The following is a 23,967-nucleotide window of genomic DNA, read 5'->3' as shown; positions in this document are numbered from 1 at the left end:
TCAAAAAGGCCGCTCCTTTCGGGGAGCGGCCTTTTTGCTGCGGTATCGAAGCGTCGCCGTCAGAGCCCGCCCTGCACCGTCAGGAAGTCGACGATCCTGCCCACACCCTCGCCGCGCTTCATGTCGGAGAAGACGAAGGGGCGGCTGGCGCGCATTCGCGTCGCGTCGCGCTCCATCACGTCGAGATCGGCGCCGACATAGGGCGCGAGGTCCGACTTGTTGATGACGAGCAGGTCGGAGCGGGTGATGCCGGGACCGCCCTTGCGCGGGATTTCCTCGCCCTGGCAGACCGAGATGACGTAGATCGTCAGATCCGCGAGGTCGGGCGAGAAGGTGGCCGCGAGATTGTCGCCGCCCGATTCGATGAAGACGACGTCGAGATCGGGGAAGCGCCGGTTGAGATCCGCCACCGCCTGCAGGTTGATCGATGCATCCTCGCGGATCGCCGTGTGCGGGCAGCCGCCGGTCTCGACGCCGACGATCCTGTCCGAGGTGAGCGCCTGCATCCGCACCAGCGCCTCGGCATCCTCCTTGGTGTAGATGTCGTTGGTGACGACCGCGACGGAGTAGTGGTCACGCATGGCCTTGCAGAGCTTGTCGGTCAGCGCCGTCTTGCCGGAGCCGACCGGCCCGCCGATCCCGACCCTCAAGGGCCCGTTTGTCGAACGCATGGCATTTTCCTTTCATGGAAGAGACGGCCGCGCCCCGCGATCATGAGCGGAACAGCCGCGAATTCAAGCTTTCGTGGCGAAGCGTGGCGATGTCGGCGGCAATCGCCGCCGTTCCGAGGTCGTCGAGCGTGCTCGCGGCACCCCGCCGCGCGGCGGCCTCGATCTCCGGTTCGAGCGCGGCGAGGATGCCGACGCCGTCGCGCTGGCCGGTGACGCCGCAGCGGATCGCGACCGACACGGCATTGGAGGCCTGCGCATGCAGATAGGCGGCGATCGCGGCTTCCGTGCCCGTGCCATGGGCGCCGGCGACGGCACCGACAGCGACAGGATAGGCCGTGTCCTCCGGCAGACGATCGAGGACCGCATGCGGCCAGGCCCGCGCTGCCGCCAAGAAAGCGGCACCCTGCGCCACCGTTTCCGCCTGCCGCTCCTTCGAACCGGCCATGGCGACGGCAAGATCGGCGACGGCGAGCAGGGCCGCGCCGTCGCCGGCGCTGCGATAGGCCTCGGCGAGCAGGACGGCATCGTTCCAGCCGGCGCCGCGGGCGATCGCGATCGAGAGCCAGCGATGGAGATGCGGCGCCGAGACGACCAGCCCGTCCCTGACCGCCTGCTCGAGCCCGGCGGAATAGGCGAAGGCCCCGACGGGGAAGGCCGGCGACAGCCAGGTGATCAGCCGCAGCAGCGCCTGCGTCGGCGTGGCCGCCGCTTCCCCGTCAGTCATGGTGGTGGCCGTGTCCGTGATGATGGCCGTGGCCGCCCGTGCCGTGATAGGCGCCGCGCATCGGATGGAAGGGCTCGGAAATCTCGGCGATCTCGGCGCCGAGCCCCTTCAGCATCGCACCGATGACGGGATCGCGCAGGATGACGATCCGCTCCGCCTCGATCTGGGCGGGAAGATGCCGGTTGCCGAGATGCCAGGCGAGTTCGACCAGGTGCAGCCGGTCGCGCGGCGTGACCGCGTAGAGATCCTCCTCGGCGGCGATGATCTCGACGCAGCCGCCGCCCTCGAGCAGCAGCAGGTCGCCATGGGCGAGCATGACCGGCTCCCTGAGGTCGAGCATGACGACGTCGTCATGCTGCATGTGCAGGAGCTTGCGGCGGATGTGCCGCTGGTCGTGGGCGAGCACGATGACGTCGATCGGCACCGGATGCCCGGCATCGGCACGCAGGATTTCAGTCGAACGATAGGGCATGCGGATCACCTTGAAATATCAAGCGCGGAGATGGGGGTCATGGGCATGCGGCGTCCCTCCCGCCCGCTGGTGCCTGCTACGGCCATGATCCGCGTCCCGGCGCGGTCTTAGAACAGGAAGTAACGCTGCGCCATCGGCAGGACGGTCGCCGGCTCGCAGGTCAGAAGTTCACCGTCGGCGCGCACCTCGTAGGTTTCCGGATCGACCTCGACATGCGGCGTCAGGCTGTTGTGGATCATCGAGGCCTTGCCGATGCCGCCGCGGGTGTTCTTCACCGCGACGAGCTTCTTGGCGACGCCGAGGCGCGCCGCGATGCCGGCATCGAGTGAGGCCTGGCTGACGAAGGTCACGGAGGAATTGGTGCGCGCCTTGCCGTAGGAGGCGAACATCGGCCGGTAATGGACCGGCTGGGGCGTCGGGATCGAGGCATTCGGGTCGCCCATGGGGGCGGCCGCGATCGAGCCGCCGAGCAGGATCATGTCCGGCTTGACGCCGAAGAAGGCCGGGTTCCACAGCACGAGATCGGCGCGCTTGCCGACCTCGACCGAACCGATCTCGTGGCTGAGGCCATGGGCGATCGCGGGGTTGATCGTGTATTTGGCGATGTAGCGCTTGACGCGGAGATTGTCGTTGTCGCCCGTCTCTTCCTTCAGCCGGCCGCGCTGGCGCTTCATCTTGTCGGCCGTCTGCCAGGTGCGGATCGCCACCTCGCCGACGCGGCCCATGGCCTGGCTGTCGGACGAGATGATCGAGAAGGCGCCGATGTCGTGCAGGATGTCTTCGGCCGCGATCGTCTCCTTGCGGATGCGGCTTTCGGCAAAGGCGATGTCTTCCGGGATCGACGGCGACAGGTGATGGCAGACCATCAGCATGTCGAGATGCTCGGCCAGCGTGTTGATCGTATAGGGCCGCGTCGGGTTGGTCGAGGACGGGATGACGTTCGGCTGGCCGCAGATTTTTATGATATCCGGCGCATGGCCGCCGCCCGCGCCTTCCGTATGGAAGGCATGGATGGTGCGGCCCTTGAGCGCGCCGATCGAATCCTCGACGAAGCCGCTCTCGTTCAGCGTGTCGGTGTGGATCATCACCTGCACGTCGTATTCGTCGGCGACCGTCAGGCAGCAGTCGATCGCCGCCGGCGTCGTGCCCCAGTCCTCGTGCAGCTTCAGCGAGGTGGCGCCGCCGAGCACCATTTCCACCAGTGCGCCGGGGAGCGAGGCGTTGCCCTTGCCGGCGAAGGCGAGGTTCATCGGGAAGGCGTCGGCCGCCTCGATCATCCGGGCGATGTGCCAGGGGCCGGGGGTGCAGGTCGTCGCCAGCGTGCCGTGCGCCGGGCCGGTGCCGCCGCCGAGCATCGTCGTCAGACCCGACATCAGCGCCTCCTCGATCTGCTGCGGGCAGATGAAGTGGATATGGCTGTCCATGCCGCCGGCGGTGACGATCTTTCCCTCGCCGGCGATCGCCTCGGTGCCCGGGCCGACGATGATGGTGACGCCCGGCTGCGTATCGGGATTGCCGGCCTTGCCGATCGCGACGATGCGGCCGTCCTTGAGCCCGATATCCGCCTTGACGATGCCCCAGTGGTCAAGGATCAGCGCATTGGTGATGACGGTGTCGACCGCGCCGTCCGCCCGCGTCACCTGGCTCTGGCCCATGCCGTCGCGGATGACCTTGCCGCCGCCGAACTTCACCTCCTCGCCATAGGTGGTGAAATCCTTCTCGACCTCGACGATCAGTTCCGTATCGGCGAGGCGCACCTTGTCGCCGACCGTCGGGCCGAACATGTGGGCATAGACTGCGCGCGACATCGTGTAGGACATGGGGCCTCTCCTTCGGTCAATCTCATATCAGCGGATGAAGACGCGCGAGGCGGCCTTCCGAAACCAGATGGTCGACATAGCGGCGCTCGGCGGCGAACGGGTGCCATATCCAGCCCTGATGGCCGAAGCCGGCAAGCACCACCCGGTCGTCTGCGCCCGTGACATTCGCGAGCACCTCGGCAATCACGAGCAGGCCGCTGCTCGGCACGACATAGGCCTCCGGCGCGAAGGCGGCGAGCGCCGCATCCGTCCTCCGGTGCACCGCCGCGTCGAGCCGTTTCAGCCGCTTTCCCGTGGCGGCGGCGAAGGCGGCATAGCCGTCGGTATAGTCGTCGCAGAAATCGTCGAGATCGGGATGGCTGGACCGGAGCGGCGCCCGCAGCGCCGCGAAGGTCGCGCGGTCGCGGGTGCACCAGATCTCGACGGCCTCAAGCACCGCATGCTTTGCCTTCCAGCGCCCGCCGGCGAGCATGGCGAGCGCCGGGCGGCCGGTGTTGCAGACGGCGATCACGTCAGTGCGCGCCCCTCCCGGGCCGATCGAGCCGCATTCGTTGAAGCGGATGACGAGATCGGCCGCGTCGATCGTCCGGGCGCAGCCCTCCGGCACGCGTCCATTGCCGACGATGGCGATGAGACGGCCGGCCGTGGTCATCGGTCGAAATCGGCCAGCAGGTCGCGCAACTCCTCGGTCCGCTTCTTCGTCTGGGTCGCAAGGCAGCCATAGATGATCATCGGCTGGGCGGTACCGCCGACCGCCTGATAGCCGGCGAGGTCGCACTGTCCGTCGCGATAGTCGATCCAGGCGCGCTGCGCCTTCTTCAGCGCCGCGAGCGCGCCGCCCTGCGCCGCGCCGAGATCGTCGTCGATCGATTTCGCCCGCGTGACCACATCCTTGTAGGCGGCATTCAGCGCCTTGTCCTCGGCAAGATAGTCCTGCTCGGCGCAATAGGTGAGTTCGACCTGCGCCACCGCATTGGCACAGTCGACGGGCGCGTCGTCCTGAGCCGCTGCCGCCGCGGGCCACCCGGCCATGAGCGAAAAAAGCATGGCCGCGCCCGCGCAGCGGAACGCGCCTCCCGCAAACCGTTCCGCGCGCATCCTCCCGCTCACGCCGATGCCCCGTCATAGGCCTGCGGATGCAGCGCGCGCGGATCGACGCCGTCGAGGCAGTTGGCGTTGACGGCGGCCATCTCACGCCCGTCCGGAGCCGTGGCATAGGAAAAGCCCTGGATGCCGCAGGTCTTGCAGAAGAGATGTTGGATCTTGTGGCGGTTGAACGTGTATGCGCTCAAGCTTTCCGCGCCCGACAGGAGCGTGAACCGGTCGCGCGGCGCAAAGGCCAGCACCGCGCCGAGCCGCTGGCAGCGCAAACAGTTGCAGATGACGGTCTGGTCCAGGTCGACATCGGCCTCGAAGGCGACGGCGCCGCACTGGCAGCGTCCGGTGTAATGCGCGACGGCCATCTCAGAGTTTCCCCATGACCTTCTGGCGGAAGCCGTAGATCTCGCGCTTGCCGCCGATCGGGATCAGCGACACGCTGCGGGTCTGGCCGGGCTCGAAGCGCACGGCGGTGCCCGCGGGAATGTCGAGGCGACGGCCATGGGCGGCGTCGCGATCGAAGAACAGCCCGGCATTGGTTTCGGCGAAGTGATAGTGGCTGCCGACCTGCACCGGCCGGTCGCCGGTGTTCGACACGTCGATGCTGACGCTGTCGAGGCCGGCATTCAGCTCGATCTCGCCGGCGGCGGCGATGATTTCACCCGGGATCATGGTTTTCTCCTCATACCGCTTGCATGGGCCGGCAGCCGGCGGGTTTCAGCACGCGTTCAGTCGATGCCGGCCATGCCAGGAGCTTCGCGGCGGGGCGCACCGGACGACGCACCAGTTCGCCGGCGCAGTTCGGGCAGATGCCGTCCAAAACATCCGTGGCGCAGGCCGTGCAGAACGTGCACTCGAAGGTGCAGATCATCGCGTCGCGGCTCTCCGGCGGGAGGTCGCGGTCGCAGCATTCGCAGTTGGGGCGCAGCGAAAGCATCGCGAGGCCTCAGCGGATCGGTTCGTGGACGGTGACGAGCTTGGTGCCGTCCGGAAAGGTGGCCTCGATCTGGATGTCGTGGATCATCTCCGGGATACCCTCCATCACCTGGTCGCGGGCGATCACATGGGCCCCGGCCTCCATCAGTTCGGCGACGGAACGGCCGTCGCGCGCGCCCTCGACGACGAAGTCGGTGATCAGCGCGATCGCTTCCGGATGGTTGAGCTTGACGCCGCGCTCCAGCCGCCGTCGGGCGACCATGGCCGCCATGGAAATCAGCAACTTGTCTTTTTCGCGGGGGGTGAGGTTCATGCCGTCGTCCAGTCCTTGCGTGTCATGGGTCGTGTCATCGGCCGGATCAGAGATGCCAGACTTTCGGCACTGAGGCGCCTTTGCGCAAGTGCGAAATCAGCGGGATCAGGATTTTTCTCAAGGCGAAACCGTCCGGCGCCGCGAGCCGCGCGACGATCTTGTCGTGGCCGGCGACCTGCCAGGCATTGACCCCGCCGGCCTCCGCCGGGATCACCCCCCGCATCCCACCGACGAGCGCCTCGCAGTCCGGCCCGGTGTAAAACAGCGTGGCAAAGGCGGAGCGCCCGCCGAGCACGGCCGCCTCCGCCGTCAGCCCTGCGATGTCGCCTTCGAAACACAGGTTTTCCGCATGGATCAGCCGGCCGCCGCGCATGATCCGCCAGCGGTCGCGGAAAAGTCCCGCCGTCATCGCCTCGCCCATCGCCTTGCGGCCGAGCAGCACCGCCTCGACCGCGAGAAACGTGGCATCGGCGGCAAGCGACGCCTCCAGTGTCCGGGTCAGTGACGCGCGGTCGAAGAGGATCGTTTCCTGCGGCAGCCAGGCGACGGTCGTCCCGCTGCCGGTTTGGATGGAGACGGACACCTCCGCGGTGCCGCCGCTCGCCTTGTAGAGCTTTTCGCAGGCCTGCGTCGTCAGCGTCAGGTCGGTTCCTGCGCCCGCCGAAAACGCCCAGTCCATGTAATCACCGCCGGTCAAGCCGCCGGAACTGTTGATCAGCACGGCTTCCATCGCGTGATCGAAGGTGGAGGGCAGGCGGATCTTGGCGCAGCCCTCCTGGTAGAGTTCTGCAATGCGCGTGCGCCCGGCGAAGGGTTTGGCCGTCAGCCGCCCCCTGCCCCATGCCCTTTGCGGGGCGACTGCCGCCATCTTTCCCATGCCTGCCATCCGCGTGCCGGCGACGTCAGACCGTCAGGTGCCGGCGCGCTTCCGCCGTATCCAGCGTCTCCGCCGGCCCCTGGTGCACGATCTCGCCGCGATCCATGATGTAGACATGGTCGGCAAGCTCGCGGCAGAAGTCAAGGTATTGTTCCACAAGCAGAATAGCCATGCCGGTGCTGTCGCGCAGGTATTTCAGCGCCCGGCCGATATCCTTGATGATCGAGGGCTGGATGCCTTCGGTCGGCTCGTCGAGCACGAGGATCTTCGGCCGTGTCACCAGCGCCCGGCCGATGGCGAGCTGCTGCTGCTGGCCGCCCGAAAGATCGCCGCCGCGCCGGCCGAGCATCGTGTTCAGGACCGGGAACAGGCTGAAGATGTCGTCCGGGATGAAGCGGTCCTTGCGCGCCACCGGCGCATAGCCGGTCTCGAGGTTTTCCTTGACGGTGAGCAGCGGGAAGATCTCGCGGCCCTGCGGCACGAAGCCGACGCCCTCGCGGGCGCGGTTGAAGGCGGCCATGCCGTTCAGCACCTTGTCGTTGAAGGTGACGGTGCCGGCGCTGACCGGCTGACGCCCGGTGACGGCGCGGAGCAGCGAGGTCTTGCCGACGCCGTTGCGGCCGAGCACGCAGGTGATCTTCGCCGGCGGCGCCGTGATCGACACGCCGCGCAGCGCCTGGGCGGCGCCGTAATGCAGGTTGATGTTGTCGACGGTGAGCATCGCGTTTTCCCTCGTAAGCGGCGTCAGCGCCCCAGATAGTTTTCGATGACCTTGGGGTCGTTCGAGACGAAATCGATCGAGCCCTCGGCCAGCACGGAGCCTTCGGCGAGGCAGGTGACCTTGACGCCGAGGTCGCGGATGAAGCCCATGTCGTGCTCGACGACGATGACGGAGCGTGTCTTGGCGATTTCCTTGAGCAGGATCGCCGTCTCCACCGTCTCGGCATCGGTCATGCCGGCGACCGGCTCGTCGACGAGCAGCAGCTTCGGCTCCTGCGCCAGCAGCATGCCGATCTCCAGCCACTGTTTCTGCCCGTGCGACAGGCCGCCGGCAAGTTCGTCCTTGCGATGCGTCAGCCGCACCGTCTGCAGGATCTCCTCGATGCGCGCCTTGTCGCCGGCCGTCAGCGTGTAGAACAGCGTGGCGAAGACGCCGCGCTTCCGGTTCAGCGCCAGCTCGATATTGTCCCAGACGGTGTGGCTTTCGAACACGGTCGGTTTCTGGAACTTCCGCCCGATGCCGAGCTGGGCGATCTCGGCCTCGTCCTTGGTGGTGAGGTCGACCTTGCCCTCGAAGAAGACCTCGCCGGAATCCGGTCGCGTCTTGCCGGTGATGATGTCCATCATCGTCGTCTTGCCGGCGCCGTTCGGGCCGATGATCGCCCGGAGCTCGCCGGGCTCGATGACCATGGAGAGCGAATTGATCGCCTTGAAGCCGTCGAAGGCGACGGAGACGCCGTTGAGGTAGAGGAGGCTGGCCGACTTGCTGTCACCGACGACGTTCATGGTCTTACTCCGCTGCCTGGGCGCTGGCATCGGCCAGCGCGACGGTGCTCTTCTCGCGCGCCGCGCGGTGCTCGCGCCTGTTTTTCATCACCTGCTGCACCGTGCCGACGATGCCCTTCGGCAGGAACAGCGTCGTGGCGACGAAGAGGCCGCCGAGCGCGAACAGCCACAGTTCCGGGAAGGCGCCGGTGAAGAAGCTCTTGCCGAAATTGACGACGATGGCGCCGATGATCGGGCCGATCAGCGTGCCGCGGCCGCCGACCGCCGTCCAGATGACCACTTCGATGGAATTGGCAGGCGCGAATTCGCCCGGATTGATGATGCCGACCTGCGGCACGAACAGGGCGCCGGCGATGCCCGCCATCATCGCCGAGACGACGAAGGCGAAAAGCTTGATGTTTTCCACCCGGTAGCCGAGGAAGCGGGTGCGGCTTTCGGCATCGCGCACGCCGACCAGCACCTTGCCGTATTTCGACCGCACGATGGCGGAGGCGATGACGAGGCAGAGCGCCAGCATGATCGCCGACAGTGCGAAGAGCACGGCGCGCGTGCCGTCGGCCTGCACAGAATAGCCGACGATCTCCTTGAAATCGGTGAGACCGTTGTTGCCGCCGAAGCCCATGTCGTTGCGGAAGAAGGCGAGCAGCAGCGCATAGGTCATCGCCTGGGTGATGATCGAGAGGTAGACGCCGTTGACCCGCGAGCGGAAGGCGAACCAGCCGAAGACGAAGGCGAGCAGGCCGGGCACGACCAGCACCATAATCATGGCGAACCAGAACATGTCGAAGCCATGCCAGAACCAGGGCAATTCCTTCCAGTTGAGGAAGACCATGAAGTCCGGCAGGATCGGGTTGCCGTAGACGCCGCGCGAGCCGATCTGGCGCATCAGGTACATGCCCATCGCATAGCCGCCGAGCGCGAAGAAGGCGCCGTGGCCGAGCGAGAGGATGCCGCAATAGCCCCAGACGAGGTCCAGCGCCAGCGCGAGAAGCGCATAGCAGAGATACTTGCCCATCAGCGCCATGACATAGGTGGGCACGTGGAACGGGCTGCCGGCCGGCATCAGGAGATTGAGCATCGGTACCAGGGCGGCGACGCCGAGAAGAATGGCGACGGCGACGAGGATGCGGCCTTCAAGCGCGCGCAGGATGAAGCTCGTGATCATGCTTCCACCGCCCTTCCCTTGAGCGCGAACAGGCCGCGCGGACGTTTCTGGATGAAGAGGATGATAAGGACGAGCACCAGGATCTTGCCGAGAACGGCGCCGACCGAGGGCTCGAGGAACTTGTTGAGGATGCCGAGCGAGAGCGCCCCGACCAGCGTTCCCCAGAGATTGCCGACGCCCCCGAAGACCACGACCATGAAACTGTCGATGATGTAGCTCTGGCCGAGATTCGGCGAGACGTTGTCGATCTGGCTGAGCGCCACCCCGGCGACCCCGGCGATGCCCGAACCCAGAGCAAAGGTGAAGGCGTCGACCCAGGGCGTGCGGATGCCCATCGAGGAGGCCATGCGCCGGTTCTGCGTCACGGCGCGCATCTGCAGGCCAAAGCTGGTGCGTTTGAGGAGGACGAGCAGGGCGAAGAAGACCGAAAGCGAGAACAGCACGATCCACATGCGGTTCCAGGTGATGGTCATGCCGCCGAGCGGGAAGGAACCGGACATCCAGGACGGATTGCCGACCTCCTGGTTGGTCGGCCCGAAGATCGTGCGGATCGCCTGCTGCAGGATCAGCGACAGGCCCCAGGTGGCGAGCAGCGTTTCCAGCGGCCGGCCGTAGAGGAAGCGGATGACGCCGCGCTCGATGACGAGGCCGACCGCGCCGGTGACGAGGAAGGCGAGCGGCAGGGCGATCGCCAGCGACCATTCGAAGGCGCCGGGAAAGGACGAGCGGATCACGTCCTGGACGACGAAGGTGGTGTAGGCGCCGAGCATGACCATCTCGCCATGGGCCATATTGATGATGCCCATGACGCCGAAGGTGATGGCAAGGCCGATGGCGGCGAGCAGCAGTACGGAGCCGAGCGACAGGCCGTACCAGACGTTCTGCGCCATGTCCCAGAGCGCCTGCTCGTCCTCGATCGCGGTGATGGCGGCGTCGATGTCGGCCTTGAGTTCCGGATCGGCGGCGGCACCCGCCTGGGTCAGGATGGAGATCGCATCGCGCCCGCCGAAGGCCTTGATCGTCGCGACGGCCTGGCGCTTCTCGGCGAGCGGCCGGTCGGACGAGATCAGCGACACGGCGCGGGCCTCTTCCATGCGCGCCTTGACGGCGGCATCCGTCTCCTTGGCGATCGCCGCCTCGACGAGGACGAGATTGTCCGCGCTCGGGGCCTTGAGGATGGCGTCGGCGGCCTGCAGCCGCACGGCGCGGTCCGGCGACAGAAGCGTCAGCCCGCCAAGGGCTGCGCGGATGACCCGGCGGAGATTGTTGTTGACCCTGATCTTCGTGACCTGGGCACGCGGCGCGTTGCCGGCGCTCGCCCCCGTCAGCGGATCGGCAAGATCATAGCCGCCCGAGGCGGATGTGCCGATGAAGACGAGCTTGTCGGATTTGCGGAAATAGAGGTCGCCCTCCGCGAAGGCCTCCAGCGCGGGCACGACGCGGGGATCGCCGGTCGCGGCGATCTCGCCGATCAGGCGTTCGGCCTCGGAGAAATCGGCCGTCGCCAGCCCGTCGACCAGCGGCTTGGGGTCGGCGCCGGACTGCGCCTGGGCAAGCCCGGCGACGGCCAGGAACAGGCCGGCCATCAGGAACCGGATGAAAGGTCTGAACATCGTATCGCCCCCATTCCCGCCGGCTTTTCCGCCGCCGTCGAAGGCGACGCCGGAGCGCGAAAGGCGCTCGCTGCGGCGGCGATCAAAATCCCTCTCCCCGCAGATCGGGAAGAGGGCTCACGGGGCGGAGCGCACGCGGACCCTGCGCCCCGCCGGATCGGATGTCGCGAGGGATCAGCTTCCCTTGCCGCCGCACTTGCCGGTGGCGACATTGAAGTTGCCGCAGGACATGGGCTTGCGCCAGTCGGAGATCAGGTCCTTCGAGTCGGGCAGGTAGTCGGACCACTCGTCGCCGACGACGGCCGGGGTTTCCTGGACGATCTCGAACTGGCCGTCGGCCTGGATTTCACCGATCAGCACCGGCTTGGTGATGTGATGGTTCGGCATGACGGTGGAGTAGCCGCCCGACAGGCTCGGGACGGAGACGCCGATGATCGAGTCGAGCACGGCGTCGGTGTCGGTCGTGCCGGCGGCCTCGACGGCCTTGACCCAGGCATTGAAGCCGATGAAGGTCGCCTCCATCGGGTCGTTGGTCACGCGCTTGTCGTTCTTGATGTAGGTGTGCCAGGACTTGATGAACTCGGCGTTGATCTCGGTGTCGACGGACTGGAAGTAGTTCCAGGCGGCGAGGTGGCCGACGAGCGGCGCGGTGTCGAGACCGGCGAGTTCTTCCTCACCGACCGAGAAGGCGACGACCGGAATGTCTTCCGCCTTGATGCCCTGGTTGCCGAGTTCCTTGTAGAAGGGAACGTTGGCGTCGCCGTTGATCGTCGAGACGACGGCGGTCTTCTTGCCGGCGGAGCCGAACTTCTTGATGTCGGAGACGATCGTCTGCCAGTCGGAATGACCGAAGGGCGTGTAGTTGATCATGATGTCTTCCTCGGCCACGCCCTTGGAGAGCAGGTAGGCCTTGAGGATCTTGTTGGTCGTCTGCGGATAGACGTAGTCGGTGCCGGCGAGCACCCAGCGCTCGACGCCTTCGGTGTTCGCCAGATAGTCGACGGCCGGGATCGCCTGCTGGTTCGGGGCGGCCCCGGTATAGAAGATGTTGCGCGAGGACTCTTCACCCTCGTACTGGACCGGGTAGAACAGGATCGAGTTGAGTTCCTCGAAGACCGGCAGCACGGACTTGCGCGAGGACGAGGTCCAGCAGCCGAAGACGGCGGCGACCTTGTCCTTCTCGATCAGCTCGCGCGCCTTTTCGGCAAACAGCGGCCAGTCGGAGGCCGGATCGACGACGACGGCCTCGAGCTTCTTGCCGAGAACGCCGCCCTTCTTGTTCTGCTCGTCGATCAGGTAGAGGACGGTGTCCTTCAGCGTCGTCTCGGAAATCGCCATCGTGCCCGACAGCGAGTGCAGCACGCCGACCTTGATCGTGTCTTCCTGGGCGAAAGCGCCGTGGAAGGCCGTCGTCGCCAGCATGCCGGCGATAAGGGCGCTGTGGATCAGGCTCCTGGATGTCATCGTTTTTCCCCTCTGTTCCAGCGTGACGCAGCGGGGTGGATGTTTCCCCTGAGCCGCTGCCTGGGGCGACTATCGGGCTGAACTGTGCGCTGCAACATACGTCATTTGACGTAGCGTCAGGGGAAAGGCGGGCGCAGGTGGCGGCTCCCCTCCCGTCGCGGCCGCCGGCCCGAGGGGCGCCTCCACGTCAGCCTTCCGCGGGGAGCAACCGGCGATCGCCGGGGCCACGCCCCTTGCCAAGCGACGGATTCTGTTGAAGATGCCCGTTCGATAACCATTCCCGCAGGAGCGCCATTTTTTGGGCATGACGGCACGTCAGCGCATCATTCCCGTCCGTCGCGCCTACAATCGCTGGGTCGCGAACCAGACGCTGGAAGACTATGCGCTGCGCTTCACCGCCAAGAGCGCGAGGCGGTTTTCCTCGGAGCGTATCTCGCAGACGGCGATCGGGGCGATTTCCTTCCTGGCGCTGGAGGCGATCGGCGGCGCGATCACGCTCTCTTACGGCACGACCAACGCCATCTTCGCCACCGTCGTCGCCTCGGTCCTGATGCTCGCCGTCGGCCTGCCGATCAGCCGCTACGCCATCCGCCACGGCGTCGACATCGACCTTCTCACGCGCGGCGCGAGCTTCGGCTATATCGGCTCGACGGTGACCTCGCTGATCTATGCGAGCTTCACCTTCATGCTGTTTGCGATCGAGGCCTCGATCATGACCGGCGCGCTGGAGCTCGCCTTCGGCATTCCGCTCTGGCTCGGCTACATCATCTCGGCCGTGGTGGTCATCCCGCTCGTCACCTACGGCATCCGGCTGATCTCGCGGTTCCAACTCGTCACCCAGCCCTTCTGGATCGTCCTCAACATCCTGCCCTTCGTCTTCATCGCCTTTCTCGACTGGGAGAAGATCGACCTCTGGCGCGCCTTTGCCGGCATCGGCCATTCCAATGCCGAGATCGGCGGGCCGGCGCCCTTCGACCTCGTCGAGTTCGGCGCCGCCTCCGCCGTGATCCTGGCGCTGATGCCGCAGATCGGCGAGCAGGTCGACTTCCTGCGCTTCCTCCCGCCCGAGGGCCTGAGAAAGCTGCACCATCGCATCGCCGTCTTCCTCGCCGGTTCCGGCTGGGTGGTGCTCGGCGTGCCGAAGCTGCTCGCCGGCTCCTTCCTCGCCGTGCTGACGCTGTCGACCGGCGTTCCGGCGGGCGAGGCGGCCGATCCGGCCCACATGTATCTGGCTGCCTTCGGCTACATGATCCCGAACGAGACGGCGGCGATGCTGCTGATGGCCGCCTTCGTCGTCATCTCGCAGCTGAAGATCAACGTGATGAACGCCTATGCCGGCTCGCTCGCCTGGTCGAATTTCTTCTCGCGGCTCACCCACAGCCATCCCGGCCGCGTCGTCTGGCTTGTGTTCAACGTCGCCATCGCGCTGATCCTGATGGAGCTCGGCATCTACCGCCTGCTGGAGGAGACGCTCGGCATCTTCTCGATCATCGCCATGGCCTGGCTCTCGGCCATTTCCGCCGATCTCTTCGTCAACAAGCGCCTCGGCCTCGCGCCGCCCGGCATCGAGTTCAAGCGCGCCCATCTCTACGACATCAACCCTGTCGGCGTCGGCGCTATGGGGATCTCCGCGACGATCGCGCTCATCGCCCATTTCGGCGCCTTCGGCGACATCGCCGCCTCGCTGGCGCCCTATCTCGCCCTCCTCGTCGCCTTCATCGCCTCGCCGGCCATCGCCTACACCACCAAGGGCCGCTACTATCTCGCCCGCAAGCCGCGCGCGGGCTGGAAGACCCGCACTTCGATCACCTGCTCGATCTGCGAGCACCCGTTCGAGCCGGAGGACATGGCCTGGTGTCCCGCCTATGCAGCACCGATCTGCTCGCTCTGCTGCTCGCTCGACAGCCGCTGCCACGACATGTGCAAGCCGCATGCGCGGCTGAACGCGCAGACGGCGGTGGTGGCGAAGGCGCTTTTGCCTGCCACCGTGATCGCGCCGCTCTCGACGAGGCTCGGCCGCTACGCCATCACCGCCCTCATCGCCATCGGCACGATCGGCGGGATTCTCGCCATGATCGCCTACCAGGCCGCCATCGCCTCGCCCGGGACGGAGGACGTGGTCTGGCGCACCATCGCCATCGTCTTCTCGGTCTTCGCCGTCGTCGCCGGTGTGGCGAGCTGGTTCTACGTGCTCGCCCATGACAGCCGGCTGGTGGCGGAGGAGGAATCCTCCCGCCAGAACACGCTGCTGCTCAAGGAGATCGCCGCGCACCGCAAGACCGACGCTGCGCTGCAGAACGCCAAGGAGACGGCGGAGGCCGCCAACCGGGCGAAGAGCCGCTACGTCGTCGGTCTCTCCCACGAATTGCGCACGCCGCTCAACGCCGTGCTCGGCTATGCCCAGATCCTCGAGCGCGACGAGACCATCCCCGCGCCGCGGCAATCGGCGATCCGCGTCATCCGCCGCAGCGCCGAGCATCTTTCCGGCCTGATCGACGGCCTGCTCGACATTTCCAAGATCGAGGCGGGGCGGCTGCAGGTCTATTCGAACGAGATCAACATCCGCGACTTCCTCGACCAGATCGTCGACATGTTCCGGCCGCAGGCGATCGCCAAGGGGCTCGCCTTCGAGCACCACCGCGCCGCAGCCCTGCCGCAATATGTGCGCACCGACGAGAAGCGGCTGCGCCAGATCCTCGTCAACCTGCTGTCGAACGCGATCAAGTTCACCGATGCCGGCACGATCGGCTTTTCCGTCGGCTATCGCAGCCAGGTGGCGACCTTCACCGTGACCGACACCGGGCGGGGCATTGCCGCCGCCGACCTGCCCCGCATCTTCGAACCGTTCCAGCGCGGCGAGGCGGAGCATGTCCGGCCGATGCCGGGCCTCGGCCTCGGGCTGACCATCACGCGGCTGCTGACCCAGACGCTGGGAGGCGAGATCGCCGTCGAAAGCGAGCGTGACCGCGGCTCCACCTTCCGCATCCGGCTGATGCTGTCGGCCATCGCGCGGCCGAGCCTGCCGCTGCCCTCCGTCCAGCGCATCGGCGGCTATCTCGGGGCCCGCCGCACCATCGTCGTCGTCGACGACAACGAGGATCATCGCGAACTGATGCGCGAACTGCTGATGCCGCTCGATTTCGTCGTGCTGACGGCCGCCAGCGGCGATGCCTGCCTGACGCTGATCGAAGGCGTGAAGCCCGACCTCTTCTTCATCGACATCAGCATGCCCGGCATGAACGGCTGGCAGCTCGTGACGCGGCTGCGGGAGCTCGGCCAGCCGGCGCCGATCGTCATGCTCTCGGCCAATATCGGCGACGGCTCGGCGGCAAGCGCACAATCAGGCCACAACGACACGCTCGCCAAGCCCTTCGACATCCGCCAGTTGCACGACCGGCTCGCGGTGCACCTGCGCATCGAATGGACCTACGGCGACACGCAGCCGGCGCCGGGCGTGCCCCTGCCGGAAAAGCCGGTCGTCCGCACCCCCGGCACCCCCCATGTCGAGGAGTTGCTGCGGCTCGGCGAGATCGGCTATATCCGCGGCATCGAGGCGAAGCTCGCCGAACTGGCGCGGCAGCACGAGAACAGGCCCTTCACCGAGGCGGTGCGCGCCTATGTGACGGCCTTCGACCTTGCCGGCTATGCCGACTACCTGAACCGGATCGGAAGCGAGGGGAGACGCGGCGGTGAATGAGGCCCCCCGGGACATCGTGCTGATCGTCGACGACAGTCCCGAAACGCTCGGCTTCCTCACCGATGCGCTGGAGCAGTCCGGTTTCTCCGTTCTCATCGCCACCTCCGGCCATGCGGCGCTGAAGGTCGTCGACCGCATCACGCCCGACGTGATCCTGATGGATGCGGTCATGCCGGGGATGGACGGCTTCGACACCTGCCGCAGCCTGAAGACCCTTCCCGGCATCGCCCCGGTGCCGGTGATCTTCATGACCGGCCTGACGGAGACCGAGCACATCGTCCATGCGCTCGAATCGGGCGGCGTCGACTATCTGTCGAAGCCGATCAACATCGACGAGCTGCGCGCCCGCATCCGGGTGCATCTCGCCAATGCGCGCTCGGCGCAGAGCGCGCGGGCAGCACTCGATGCCGCCGGGCGGCACCTGCTCGCCGTCTCCGGCAACGGCAGCATCCGCTGGTCGACGCCGCAGGCGACCCGGCTCGTCAACACGGCGACCGGCCGGGACGACGGCCTCGACCTCCTGTCCCGGGCCGTCGCCGGCTGGGCGGCGGAACGCGAGCGGCAGGGGTCCGCATTCCGCGACCAGCCTTTCCTCGTGCACGAGGCGCCGGACGCGGCGCTGCAACTGAGCTTCGTCAGCGCGATCGGCGCCGACGAATACCTCTTCCGCCTCACCCGCCTCAGCCAGACTTCCGACGACGAGGTGCTGCGCCAGGCCTTCGCGCTGACGGTGCGGGAAGCGCAGGTGCTGCTCTGGATCGCCAAGGGAAAATCCAACCGTGACATCGGCGAGATCCTCGGCCTGTCCGCCCGCACGGTGAACAAGCACCTGGAGCAGATCTACATCAAGCTCGGCGTCGAGAACCGGGCCTCGGCCGCGGTGCGCGCCGCCGATGCCCTGCGCGGGGCGGCGCAGTAGGCCCGGGCGGCACGAAGAGGCAGATGATGCGTGCAATTTCCTCGCGCCTCCGCCGAACGCCCGTGGAATTCGCCGTCGGGCGCCCCGACGGCGCCCTCGTGTCTTTGCGGGGACGACATCGCCGGTGACGGTGACGAGATGGAACGTGTCCGGTGGACACGGGATCCCGCGTTGTTCTCCTTTGTGGAAGGTATTCGACTCCAGCGGGAAATGCGTCAACTTTGCCGGCACCCCCTGATAGGTTTGATCCTCGGTGGGCGGCACAGATGCCCGCAACAGCAGCAACAGGGCGTGCGTCAGCCGGACGGCCGATCATGGGCGCGGGCACAGCGGCGTCGTGCAATGGCAGGCGCCGGGATCGTCGCCAGCATCGCGGAAAGGCAGCGGACGGCATCGCAGCCATCGCTGCGCCACGCCGCCAGGCATCGACATCGCATTGCGGTGAATGCCCGTGGTCCGGATCGCTGTCGCGTCCTTCCGCGTCCCGCTTCCTGATCCTTTCCGGCGCCCTCGCGGACAAGGTCCGCAAAGGGTGGGTTGCGATGCGAGCAGCGGAGGCCCGGAAGCCGCCTTCCCGTCCGCCAGGCTTCATCCCTGACGCGTTTCCGTCGACGGCCGCATCCGCTTTTCGTGACGTGAACAGACAGGACGCCGCCGACTGCCGCAGGTGAACCGGGTGCAGCAAATAAAAAACGCCGCGCATCCTCGAGGATGCGCGGCGCGATCACGATCCCGTTGCGGCGAAGGCCGCGCCGGACTTACTTCTCGACGTAGGTGAACTTGCCGTCGTCACCCTTCTTCCACTCGTACATGACGTAGTCCGGGCGGGTGATGTCGCCCTTTTCGTCGAAGCCGAGCTCGCCGATCGCGGTCGCGAACGGGCCTTTGGCCTTGATCGCCTCGGCGACGGCCATCGTGTCGCTGCCGCCGGCGGCCTTGGCGCCCTCGGCGATCACCTGCAGGGCGGCGTAGGAGTAGAGCGTATAGGCCTCCGGCTCGAAACCGGCGGCGCGGAACTTCTCGACAAGGTCCTTGGCGGCCGGGTTCTTGCGCGGATCCGGAGCAAAGGTCATCAGCGTGCCGTTGACGGCGTCGCCGGCGATCGAGGCCAGTTCGTTCGAGACGATGCCGTCGCCCGACATGAAGGTCGCCTTCAGGCCCTGGTCGGCCGACTGGCGCTCGATCAGGCCGAACTCGGTGTGCAGGCCGCCCCAGTAGACGAGCGAGACGCCGGCTTCCTTCATCTTGGCGATCAGGGCCGAGAAGTCCTTGTCGCCGATGTTGACGCCTTCGTAGATGACTTCCGTCACGCCGGCGGCGTTCATCGCCTTCTTGGTCTCGTCGGCAAGGCCCTGGCCGTAGGGCGTCTTGTCATGGACGACGGCAACCTTCGCATCCTTGAAGTTCGCGGCGATATAGGCACCGGCAACCGCGCCCTGCTGGTCGTCACGGCCGCAGGTGCGGAACGTGTTCCACAGGCCGCGCTCGGTGAAATTCGGGTTGGTCGAGGCCGGGGTGATCTGCAGGATGCCGTTCTCGGCATAGACTTCCGAGGCCGGGATCGACACGCCCGAGTTGAAGTGGCCGACGACGAACTTCACGCCGTCCGCGACGAACTTGTTGGCGACCGAGACGCCCTGCTTGGCGTCGGAGACGTCGTCGCCGAGCACGATCTTGATCTGCTCGCCGTTGATGCCGCCCGCGGCATTGATGTCGGCGGCGGCCTGTTCGGCGCCCTTCTGGAGCTGGGCACCGAAGGCAGCGTTCGGACCCGTCAGCGGGCCGGCGACACCGACCAGGATCTCCGCCCACGCATTGCCGCTGAAAGCGACCATCGCCGTCAGCGCCACGGCCGACAGAAGAGATTTTTTCATCGTGTTACTCCCAAATTGTTCAAAGCGGGTCTGGTCGTGCCAGCTTGCGCAATTCCCACCACACTTGCGCCGCCGTTTCTGCCTCGTGCCCACGCGGGCGGGCACGGCATGTTCCCGTTATTTTTTCTTCCACGAAAAGGGCGAGGCCTTTTCATAGAGCCAATAGTAATTGTTCGCCATCTGGTTCGTGCGATAGAACCGGAAGCCCGCCGTAGAAAACAGCAAAAGCACGATCGTGTCCACGAGATAGTATTGCAGCGCGAACATCGTTCCGTTGAAAAGGGCGTGATGGATGAAGCGGATAGCGACGCCGAGCAGCAGCGTGTAGAGGATCGCCGTGCGGTATTCCTGCCAGCCTTCGGCGACGCTTTTTCCCGTGCGCCAGGCGGTCCAGCCGCCCATGATCACCGTGATGAACAGGAACTGCCAGATCGACGGCTCTTCGTAGAGTATTCCCTGCATGGCGTTCTATCCCGCGACCGTTCGCAACAACACGTTCATCGACATCGTCAATGCCGCCCGCCCTCGAGATAGGCGGCGCGCACCTCCGGATTGGCGAGCAGTTCCTTGCCGCCGCCGCTCATCGTCACCTTGCCGTTGACCATGACATAGGCCCGGTCGGAGAGCTTCAGCGCGGCGAAGGCGTTCTGCTCGACGAGGAAGACGGTGAGGCCCTGCTCCTGGTTCAGCACCTTGATCGCGGCGAAGATCTGCTTGACGATCAGCGGCGCGAGGCCGAGCGACGGCTCGTCGAGGAGAAGCAGCTTCGGGCGCGCCATCAGCGCGCGGCCGATCGACAGCATCTGCTGCTCGCCGCCCGAAAGCGTGCCGCCGCGCTGGGCCTGCCGCTCCTTCAGCCGCGGGAACAGCGTGAAGATCTTCTCGACGTCCTCGTTGAAATATCTGAGGTTGTCGAGGCTCGCGCCCATCTGCAGGTTTTCGTAGACGGTCATGCGCGGGAAGATGCGGCGCCCTTCCGGCGACTGGGCGATGCGCAGCCGGGCGATCTCATGCGTCGGCATGCGGGTGATGTCCTGCCCGTCGAAGGTCACCGACCCGCTGCGCGCCTGCGGACTGCCGCAGATCGTCATCATCAGCGTCGACTTGCCGGCGCCGTTCGCGCCGATCAGGCAGACGATCTCGCCGCGGTTGACCTCGACGTCGACGCCGGCCAGCGCCCGGATATTGCCGTAATAGGTCTCGACGGCCTTGACCTGAAGCAGCGGCCCACTCATTGCGCGCTCCCCGTTTCGCCTTCGACCTCGGCAATCACCTCTTCGACCTCATCGTCCTCGACACCCAGATAGGCCGCGATGACCTTGGGGTCGTTCTTCACGAAATCCGGATTTCCGTCCGAGATCTTCTGGCCATATTCGAGCACCACGACATGGTCGGAAATCTCCATCACCACCGACATGTCGTGCTCGATGAGCAGGATCGACGTGCCGGTGTCCTTGCGGATGCCGCGCAGGAGATCGTTGAGAGCCAGCGATTCGCGCGGATTGAGGCCGGCGGCCGGCTCGTCCAGGCAGAGAAGTTCCGGCCCGGTGCACATGGCACGGGCGATCTCGAGCCGCCGCTGCGCGCCATAGGGCAGGTCGCCGGCGGGATCGTCGGCCCGGTCGATCAGCGAGGCGCGCTCCAGCCAGTCCTTGGCAAGCTCGATCGACTGCTTCGACGCCTCGCGATAGGCCGGGAAGCCGAGCAGGCCGAGGATCGTGTAGCCGGAGGCGAGCATCAGCTTGTTGTGCTGGGCGACGAGCAGGTTCTCGAGCACGGTCAGGCCGGAAAACAGCCGGATGTTCTGAAAGGTGCGCGCGACCTTCGCCCGCTTGGTGATCTCGAAATCCGGCAGGCGCTCGAGCAGGTATTCCTTGCCCGACTTCTGCTTCAGCGCGATCATGCCCATCGTCGGCTTGTAGAAGCCGGTGATGCAGTTGAACACGGTCGTCTTGCCCGCCCCGTTCGGGCCGATCAGCGCGGTGATGTCGCCGCGATAGGCCTCGAAGGAGAAGTCGTTGATCGCCATCAGGCCGCCGAAGCGCATCGACAGGTGATCGACCTTCAGGATGACGTCCTTGCCGGACGCTGCTGCGCTGGACATCAGCCGTGCCCTTCCTTGGTAAAGCTGCCGGAGACGGCCTTGCGCTCATGGAGGAAGGCGGTCGGTTCGCGCGAGCCGACGAAGCCGCGCGGCTTCCAGACCATCACCACCACCATGGCGAGGCCGAAGAGCAGCATGCGGTAGAGTTCCGGCGTGAAGTCAGCGCCGAAGATCTGTTTCAGGAATTCGAGCTCGCGCAGGATCTCCGTTCCGCCGACCATGACCACCGCCGCGACCGCGATGCCGACCAGCGAGCCCATGCCGCCGAGGACGACGATTGCCAGGATGACGGCCGACTCCAGGAAGACGAAGGATTCCGGCGAGACGAAGCCCTGGCGCGCGGCGAAGAACGAGCCGGCGAAGCCGCCGAACATCGCACCCGTGGCAAAGGCCGTCAGCTTCGTCGTCACCGTGTTGATGCCGAGCGAGCGGCAGGCGATCTCGTCCTCGCGCAGCGCTTCCCAGGCCCGCCCGATCGGCATGCGGCGCAGCCGGATCGTCACATAGGCGGTGAGCAGCGCCAAGGCCAGGATGAGGTAGAAGAGGAAGATCTTGTAATAGGCCGACGACATCGGCAGCCCGAACGCCTTGGCGAAATTGTTCGGCGCGGAAACATCGAACGAATAGATGCCGAAGACCGAGGCCTTCTGGATGCCGGAGATGCCGAAGGTGCCCTTGGTGACCTCCGTCCAGTTGATCAGCACCAGGCGGATGATCTCGCCGAAGGCAAGCGTGACGATCGCGAGGTAGTCGCCGCGAAGCCGCAGGACCGGAAAGCCGAGGATGATGCCCCAGAAGGCGGCGAGGATGCCGGCGATCGGCAGCAGGATCCAGAAGGAGAGCCCGTAGGCGTCCGACAGAAGCGCGTAGGAATAGGCGCCGACCGCGTAGAAGGCGACATAGCCGAGGTCGAGCAGGCCGGCGAGCCCGACGACGATGTTCAGCCCCCAGCCGAGCATGACGTAGATCAGGATCTGCACGCCGAAATTGTCGACCCACTTCAGCGAGCCCTGCACGCCGAAGATCGCCACCATCGCCATCGGATAAAGGATGAGCGCGCCGATCGCCAGCGGCACGAAGTAGGCGCCGATGAAGACACGCAGATAGTAGAAGATCGCCGCGACGGCGTAGATGATCGCGAGGCCGCGCACCAGCGTCGCATAGCCGCCCAGCATCGGCGGCAGGAGGCCGGCGACGACAAAGAGCAGGACGGCGACGGCGACGGCCGCGATGAAGCCCGGCAGCGTGAAGAAGCGCGAGGCGAAGGGCGACGGCGGCAGGCCGGTGACCACGTCCAGCGCCTTCTGCCGGGCGATGAAGGGCTGGACGTAAAGGACGATCAGGAAACGGCCGACCATCGCCACGATAACGAAGATGGCGAGCAGCCCCCAGCGCTGGACGAGAACGAGCTCGTTCAGGATGTTCTGGTCCGTCTTCAACCCGACGAAGAGTATGAAGAGGCCGAGCGAGACGATGCCGGTATAGAAGGCCTCGCGGAAGGCCCGCGCCGTGAGATCCCCGGCGACGGCCTGCGTCTTGTGCGATGTGGTTGCCATTCGTTCAGACCTTCTCGACTTCCGGACGCCCCAGGATGCCCGAGGGTTTGAAGATCAGGACGATGGCCAGGATCGAGAACGTGGCGACGTCCTTGTAGTCGATGGTGAAATAGGCCGACCAAAGCGATTCGATCAGGCCGATGAGGAGACCGCCGAGCACGGCGCCGGGCAGCGAGCCGATGCCGCCGAGGACGGCCGCGGTGAAGGCCTTGACCCCGGGGATGAAGCCGTCGGTGAAGACGACGACGCCGTAATACATCAGGTACATCGTGCCGGCGACGGCGGCGAGCGCGGCCCCCATGATGAAGGTGATCGAGATCGTCCGGTCGACGTCGATGCCGAGAAGCGCCGCCATCTTGCGGTCCTGCTCGGTCGCCCGCTGGGCGCGCCCGAGCGGCGTGCGGTGGACGATGTACCAGAAGGTCGAGAGGAGGGCCGCGGTGATGACGATGATCAGGATCTGCTTCAGCGAGACAGAGATGCCGAAGACGTTGTAGACCGAGGAGACGAGCGGCGGGATCGGCTTGTTGCGCGGGCCCTGCGTCACCTGGATGAAGTTCGACAGCGCGATCGACATGCCGATCGCGGTGATCAGCGGCGCGAGGCGGAACGAGCCGCGCAACGGACGGTAGGCGACTTTCTCGATCGTCCAGTTCCACAGGCCCGCCATCAGCATGGCGACGATCAGCATCACCAGCAAAGCGATGACGACCGGAACGCCGGCGAACAGCCCGGTCAAAATGAGAAACGCGATCAGCGCCGCGAAGCCACCCAGCATGAAGATATCGCCATGGGCGAAGTTGATCATGCCGATGATGCCGTAGACCATAGTATAGCCGATTGCGATCATGCCATAGATCGAACCCAGCGTCAGCCCGTTGACGAGCTGCTGCACGAAGTACTGCATCCATCTTCCCCCGGACCGGATCCGCATCGTGCCGCCCGGTCTCTTGTTATTGACGCTCGTTCGAGCTTGCCAACCAATACAGATTCCATACCGCTTTCAAACGAAAAGGAAAGCTCAAATTTGCGGCAGGTCGGGATTCTTTGGCATCTGCGCAAATCTGGTGCAAATTTGCGCCGATATGCCAGAAACGCGCCGGAAACTGGCGGAATTCTGGACAAAACCCGCCGAAATCCCTTCAGAGTGGCCGATGC

24 protein-coding genes are annotated in these 23,967 nt (G+C 66.0%); 2 read left to right on the top strand and 22 right to left on the bottom strand.

The window, feature by feature from the left end; genetic code table 11:
- Nucleotides 1-59: 59 nt before the first annotated feature.
- From ureG to urtA, 16 genes are all read right to left on the bottom strand, one after another.
- Nucleotides 60-671, bottom strand: a complete 612-nt coding sequence (gene ureG / locus ACEVQ6_RS03175) for an urease accessory protein UreG (protein WP_374887456.1) — start codon at nt 669-671, stop codon at nt 60-62.
- Between the two features lie 40 nt (nt 672-711).
- Nucleotides 712-1,395 (bottom strand): urease accessory protein UreF, encoded by a 684-nt coding sequence (locus tag ACEVQ6_RS03170; protein WP_374887455.1) that lies wholly within the window; start codon nt 1,393-1,395, stop codon nt 712-714.
- Nucleotides 1,388-1,867: an urease accessory protein UreE gene (ureE, locus tag ACEVQ6_RS03165; RefSeq protein ID WP_374887454.1), complete on the bottom strand. Its 480-nt coding sequence runs from the start codon at nt 1,865-1,867 to the stop codon at nt 1,388-1,390. Before ureE ends, ACEVQ6_RS03170 begins: the two co-directional genes overlap by 8 nt.
- 107 nt (nt 1,868-1,974) lie before the next feature.
- Nucleotides 1,975-3,687: an urease subunit alpha gene (gene ureC / locus ACEVQ6_RS03160; RefSeq protein WP_374887453.1), complete on the bottom strand. Its 1,713-nt coding sequence runs from the start codon at nt 3,685-3,687 to the stop codon at nt 1,975-1,977.
- 22 nt (nt 3,688-3,709) lie between these two features.
- The gene (locus ACEVQ6_RS03155; RefSeq protein ID WP_374887452.1) at nt 3,710-4,339 is read right to left on the bottom strand and encodes a Urease operon accessory protein; all 630 of its coding nucleotides are present in this window, start codon (nt 4,337-4,339) and stop codon (nt 3,710-3,712) included.
- Nucleotides 4,336-4,734 carry a lysozyme inhibitor LprI family protein gene (locus ACEVQ6_RS03150; protein WP_374887451.1) on the bottom strand — a complete coding sequence of 133 codons (399 nt, stop codon included), beginning with the start codon at nt 4,732-4,734 and terminating at the stop codon, nt 4,336-4,338. The genes ACEVQ6_RS03155 and ACEVQ6_RS03150 overlap by 4 nt, the downstream gene beginning before the upstream one ends.
- Before the next feature lie 59 nt (nt 4,735-4,793).
- Nucleotides 4,794-5,150, bottom strand: coding sequence for a GFA family protein (locus ACEVQ6_RS03145; protein ID WP_374887450.1), 357 nt, complete (start codon nt 5,148-5,150; stop codon nt 4,794-4,796).
- A 1-nt stretch (nt 5,151) separates the two neighbouring features.
- Nucleotides 5,152-5,457 (bottom strand): urease subunit beta, encoded by a 306-nt coding sequence (locus ACEVQ6_RS03140; RefSeq protein ID WP_374887449.1) that lies wholly within the window; start codon nt 5,455-5,457, stop codon nt 5,152-5,154.
- A gap of 10 nt (nt 5,458-5,467) precedes the next feature.
- Complete coding sequence (locus tag ACEVQ6_RS03135; RefSeq protein ID WP_374887448.1) at nt 5,468-5,722, bottom strand: DUF1272 domain-containing protein; 255 nt, start codon at nt 5,720-5,722, stop codon at nt 5,468-5,470.
- Nucleotides 5,723-5,731: 9 nt separating this feature from the next.
- The gene (locus ACEVQ6_RS03130) at nt 5,732-6,034 is read right to left on the bottom strand and encodes an urease subunit gamma (protein ID WP_374887447.1); all 303 of its coding nucleotides are present in this window, start codon (nt 6,032-6,034) and stop codon (nt 5,732-5,734) included.
- A 46-nt stretch (nt 6,035-6,080) separates the two neighbouring features.
- Complete coding sequence (locus ACEVQ6_RS03125) at nt 6,081-6,911, bottom strand: urease accessory protein UreD (protein ID WP_374887446.1); 831 nt, start codon at nt 6,909-6,911, stop codon at nt 6,081-6,083.
- Between the two features lie 25 nt (nt 6,912-6,936).
- A complete protein-coding gene (gene urtE, locus ACEVQ6_RS03120; protein WP_374887445.1) occupies nt 6,937-7,632 on the bottom strand; it encodes an urea ABC transporter ATP-binding subunit UrtE in 696 nt (231 codons plus the stop codon).
- A gap of 23 nt (nt 7,633-7,655) precedes the next feature.
- Entirely contained in the window at nt 7,656-8,417 is a 762-nt protein-coding gene (urtD, locus tag ACEVQ6_RS03115) for an urea ABC transporter ATP-binding protein UrtD (RefSeq protein WP_374887444.1), read from the bottom strand.
- Nucleotides 8,418-8,421: 4 nt separating this feature from the next.
- Nucleotides 8,422-9,582: an urea ABC transporter permease subunit UrtC gene (gene urtC, locus ACEVQ6_RS03110; protein ID WP_374887443.1), complete on the bottom strand. Its 1,161-nt coding sequence runs from the start codon at nt 9,580-9,582 to the stop codon at nt 8,422-8,424.
- Nucleotides 9,579-11,195, bottom strand: a complete 1,617-nt coding sequence (gene urtB / locus ACEVQ6_RS03105) for an urea ABC transporter permease subunit UrtB (RefSeq protein WP_374887442.1) — start codon at nt 11,193-11,195, stop codon at nt 9,579-9,581. Before urtB ends, urtC begins: the two co-directional genes overlap by 4 nt.
- Before the next feature lie 174 nt (nt 11,196-11,369).
- On the bottom strand, nt 11,370-12,659 hold the full coding sequence (gene urtA / locus ACEVQ6_RS03100; RefSeq protein WP_374887441.1) for an urea ABC transporter substrate-binding protein: 1,290 nt from the start codon (nt 12,657-12,659) through the stop codon (nt 11,370-11,372).
- Between the two features lie 304 nt (nt 12,660-12,963).
- On the opposite strand from urtA, the gene ACEVQ6_RS03095 reads away from it, so the two are divergent.
- Both ACEVQ6_RS03095 and ACEVQ6_RS03090 read left to right on the top strand, forming a co-directional pair.
- Nucleotides 12,964-16,356 carry a hybrid sensor histidine kinase/response regulator gene (locus ACEVQ6_RS03095; protein ID WP_374887440.1) on the top strand — a complete coding sequence of 1,131 codons (3,393 nt, stop codon included), beginning with the start codon at nt 12,964-12,966 and terminating at the stop codon, nt 16,354-16,356.
- Nucleotides 16,349-17,275 carry a response regulator gene (locus ACEVQ6_RS03090; RefSeq protein ID WP_374887439.1) on the top strand — a complete coding sequence of 309 codons (927 nt, stop codon included), beginning with the start codon at nt 16,349-16,351 and terminating at the stop codon, nt 17,273-17,275. The genes ACEVQ6_RS03095 and ACEVQ6_RS03090 overlap by 8 nt, the downstream gene beginning before the upstream one ends.
- A gap of 758 nt (nt 17,276-18,033) precedes the next feature.
- Here the strand turns inward: ACEVQ6_RS03090 and ACEVQ6_RS03085 are convergent.
- The 6 genes from ACEVQ6_RS03085 to ACEVQ6_RS03060 all read right to left on the bottom strand — a co-directional run bounded on the left by ACEVQ6_RS03085 (nt 18,034) and on the right by ACEVQ6_RS03060 (nt 23,716).
- Nucleotides 18,034-19,149, bottom strand: a complete 1,116-nt coding sequence (locus tag ACEVQ6_RS03085) for a branched-chain amino acid ABC transporter substrate-binding protein (protein ID WP_374887438.1) — start codon at nt 19,147-19,149, stop codon at nt 18,034-18,036.
- A 117-nt stretch (nt 19,150-19,266) separates the two neighbouring features.
- Nucleotides 19,267-19,611 carry a DUF6867 family protein gene (locus ACEVQ6_RS03080; RefSeq protein WP_374887437.1) on the bottom strand — a complete coding sequence of 115 codons (345 nt, stop codon included), beginning with the start codon at nt 19,609-19,611 and terminating at the stop codon, nt 19,267-19,269.
- Between the two features lie 47 nt (nt 19,612-19,658).
- Nucleotides 19,659-20,384: an ABC transporter ATP-binding protein gene (locus ACEVQ6_RS03075; protein ID WP_374887436.1), complete on the bottom strand. Its 726-nt coding sequence runs from the start codon at nt 20,382-20,384 to the stop codon at nt 19,659-19,661.
- The gene (locus ACEVQ6_RS03070; RefSeq protein WP_374887435.1) at nt 20,381-21,253 is read right to left on the bottom strand and encodes an ABC transporter ATP-binding protein; all 873 of its coding nucleotides are present in this window, start codon (nt 21,251-21,253) and stop codon (nt 20,381-20,383) included. The genes ACEVQ6_RS03075 and ACEVQ6_RS03070 overlap by 4 nt, the downstream gene beginning before the upstream one ends.
- Entirely contained in the window at nt 21,253-22,809 is a 1,557-nt protein-coding gene (livM, locus tag ACEVQ6_RS03065) for a high-affinity branched-chain amino acid ABC transporter permease LivM (RefSeq protein WP_374887434.1), read from the bottom strand. Before livM ends, ACEVQ6_RS03070 begins: the two co-directional genes overlap by 1 nt.
- 4 nt (nt 22,810-22,813) lie before the next feature.
- A complete protein-coding gene (locus tag ACEVQ6_RS03060) occupies nt 22,814-23,716 on the bottom strand; it encodes a branched-chain amino acid ABC transporter permease (protein WP_374887433.1) in 903 nt (300 codons plus the stop codon).
- Between the last annotated feature and the right edge of the window lie 251 nt (nt 23,717-23,967).

The organism is Ensifer soli, from assembly GCF_041928815.1.
Lineage (GTDB): Bacteria > Pseudomonadota > Alphaproteobacteria > Rhizobiales > Rhizobiaceae > JBHFEI01.
Note: the sequence above shows the minus strand (reverse complement) of the source record. Positions and strands in the feature narration are given on the sequence as shown.

Bases quoted from the DNA above. Each gene is read 5' to 3' on its own strand.
- ureG (WP_374887456.1), bottom strand. From the start codon at position 671: ATGCGTTCGACAAACGGGCCCTTGAGGGTCGGGATCGGCGGGCCGGTC.
- ureC (WP_374887453.1), bottom strand. From the start codon at position 3,687: ATGTCCTACACGATGTCGCGCGCAGTCTATGCCCACATGTTCGGCCCG.
- ACEVQ6_RS03080 (WP_374887437.1), bottom strand. From the start codon at position 19,611: ATGCAGGGAATACTCTACGAAGAGCCGTCGATCTGGCAGTTCCTGTTC.
- ureE (WP_374887454.1), bottom strand. From the start codon at position 1,867: ATGCCCTATCGTTCGACTGAAATCCTGCGTGCCGATGCCGGGCATCCG.
- ACEVQ6_RS03060 (WP_374887433.1), bottom strand. From the start codon at position 23,716: ATGCAGTACTTCGTGCAGCAGCTCGTCAACGGGCTGACGCTGGGTTCG.
- ACEVQ6_RS03150 (WP_374887451.1), bottom strand. From the start codon at position 4,734: ATGCTTTTTTCGCTCATGGCCGGGTGGCCCGCGGCGGCAGCGGCTCAG.
- urtD (WP_374887444.1), bottom strand. From the start codon at position 8,417: ATGAACGTCGTCGGTGACAGCAAGTCGGCCAGCCTCCTCTACCTCAAC.
- ACEVQ6_RS03155 (WP_374887452.1), bottom strand. From the start codon at position 4,339: ATGACCACGGCCGGCCGTCTCATCGCCATCGTCGGCAATGGACGCGTG.
- urtC (WP_374887443.1), bottom strand. From the start codon at position 9,582: ATGATCACGAGCTTCATCCTGCGCGCGCTTGAAGGCCGCATCCTCGTC.
- livM (WP_374887434.1), bottom strand. From the start codon at position 22,809: ATGGCAACCACATCGCACAAGACGCAGGCCGTCGCCGGGGATCTCACG.
- ACEVQ6_RS03130 (WP_374887447.1), bottom strand. From the start codon at position 6,034: ATGAACCTCACCCCCCGCGAAAAAGACAAGTTGCTGATTTCCATGGCG.
- ACEVQ6_RS03125 (WP_374887446.1), bottom strand. From the start codon at position 6,911: ATGGGAAAGATGGCGGCAGTCGCCCCGCAAAGGGCATGGGGCAGGGGG.
- ACEVQ6_RS03095 (WP_374887440.1), top strand. From the start codon at position 12,964: ATGACGGCACGTCAGCGCATCATTCCCGTCCGTCGCGCCTACAATCGC.
- ACEVQ6_RS03085 (WP_374887438.1), bottom strand. From the start codon at position 19,149: ATGAAAAAATCTCTTCTGTCGGCCGTGGCGCTGACGGCGATGGTCGCT.
- ACEVQ6_RS03075 (WP_374887436.1), bottom strand. From the start codon at position 20,384: ATGAGTGGGCCGCTGCTTCAGGTCAAGGCCGTCGAGACCTATTACGGC.
- ACEVQ6_RS03170 (WP_374887455.1), bottom strand. From the start codon at position 1,395: ATGACTGACGGGGAAGCGGCGGCCACGCCGACGCAGGCGCTGCTGCGG.
- ACEVQ6_RS03145 (WP_374887450.1), bottom strand. From the start codon at position 5,150: ATGGCCGTCGCGCATTACACCGGACGCTGCCAGTGCGGCGCCGTCGCC.
- ACEVQ6_RS03135 (WP_374887448.1), bottom strand. From the start codon at position 5,722: ATGCTTTCGCTGCGCCCCAACTGCGAATGCTGCGACCGCGACCTCCCG.
- ACEVQ6_RS03070 (WP_374887435.1), bottom strand. From the start codon at position 21,253: ATGTCCAGCGCAGCAGCGTCCGGCAAGGACGTCATCCTGAAGGTCGAT.
- urtA (WP_374887441.1), bottom strand. From the start codon at position 12,659: ATGACATCCAGGAGCCTGATCCACAGCGCCCTTATCGCCGGCATGCTG.
- urtE (WP_374887445.1), bottom strand. From the start codon at position 7,632: ATGCTCACCGTCGACAACATCAACCTGCATTACGGCGCCGCCCAGGCG.
- ACEVQ6_RS03140 (WP_374887449.1), bottom strand. From the start codon at position 5,457: ATGATCCCGGGTGAAATCATCGCCGCCGCCGGCGAGATCGAGCTGAAT.
- urtB (WP_374887442.1), bottom strand. From the start codon at position 11,195: ATGTTCAGACCTTTCATCCGGTTCCTGATGGCCGGCCTGTTCCTGGCC.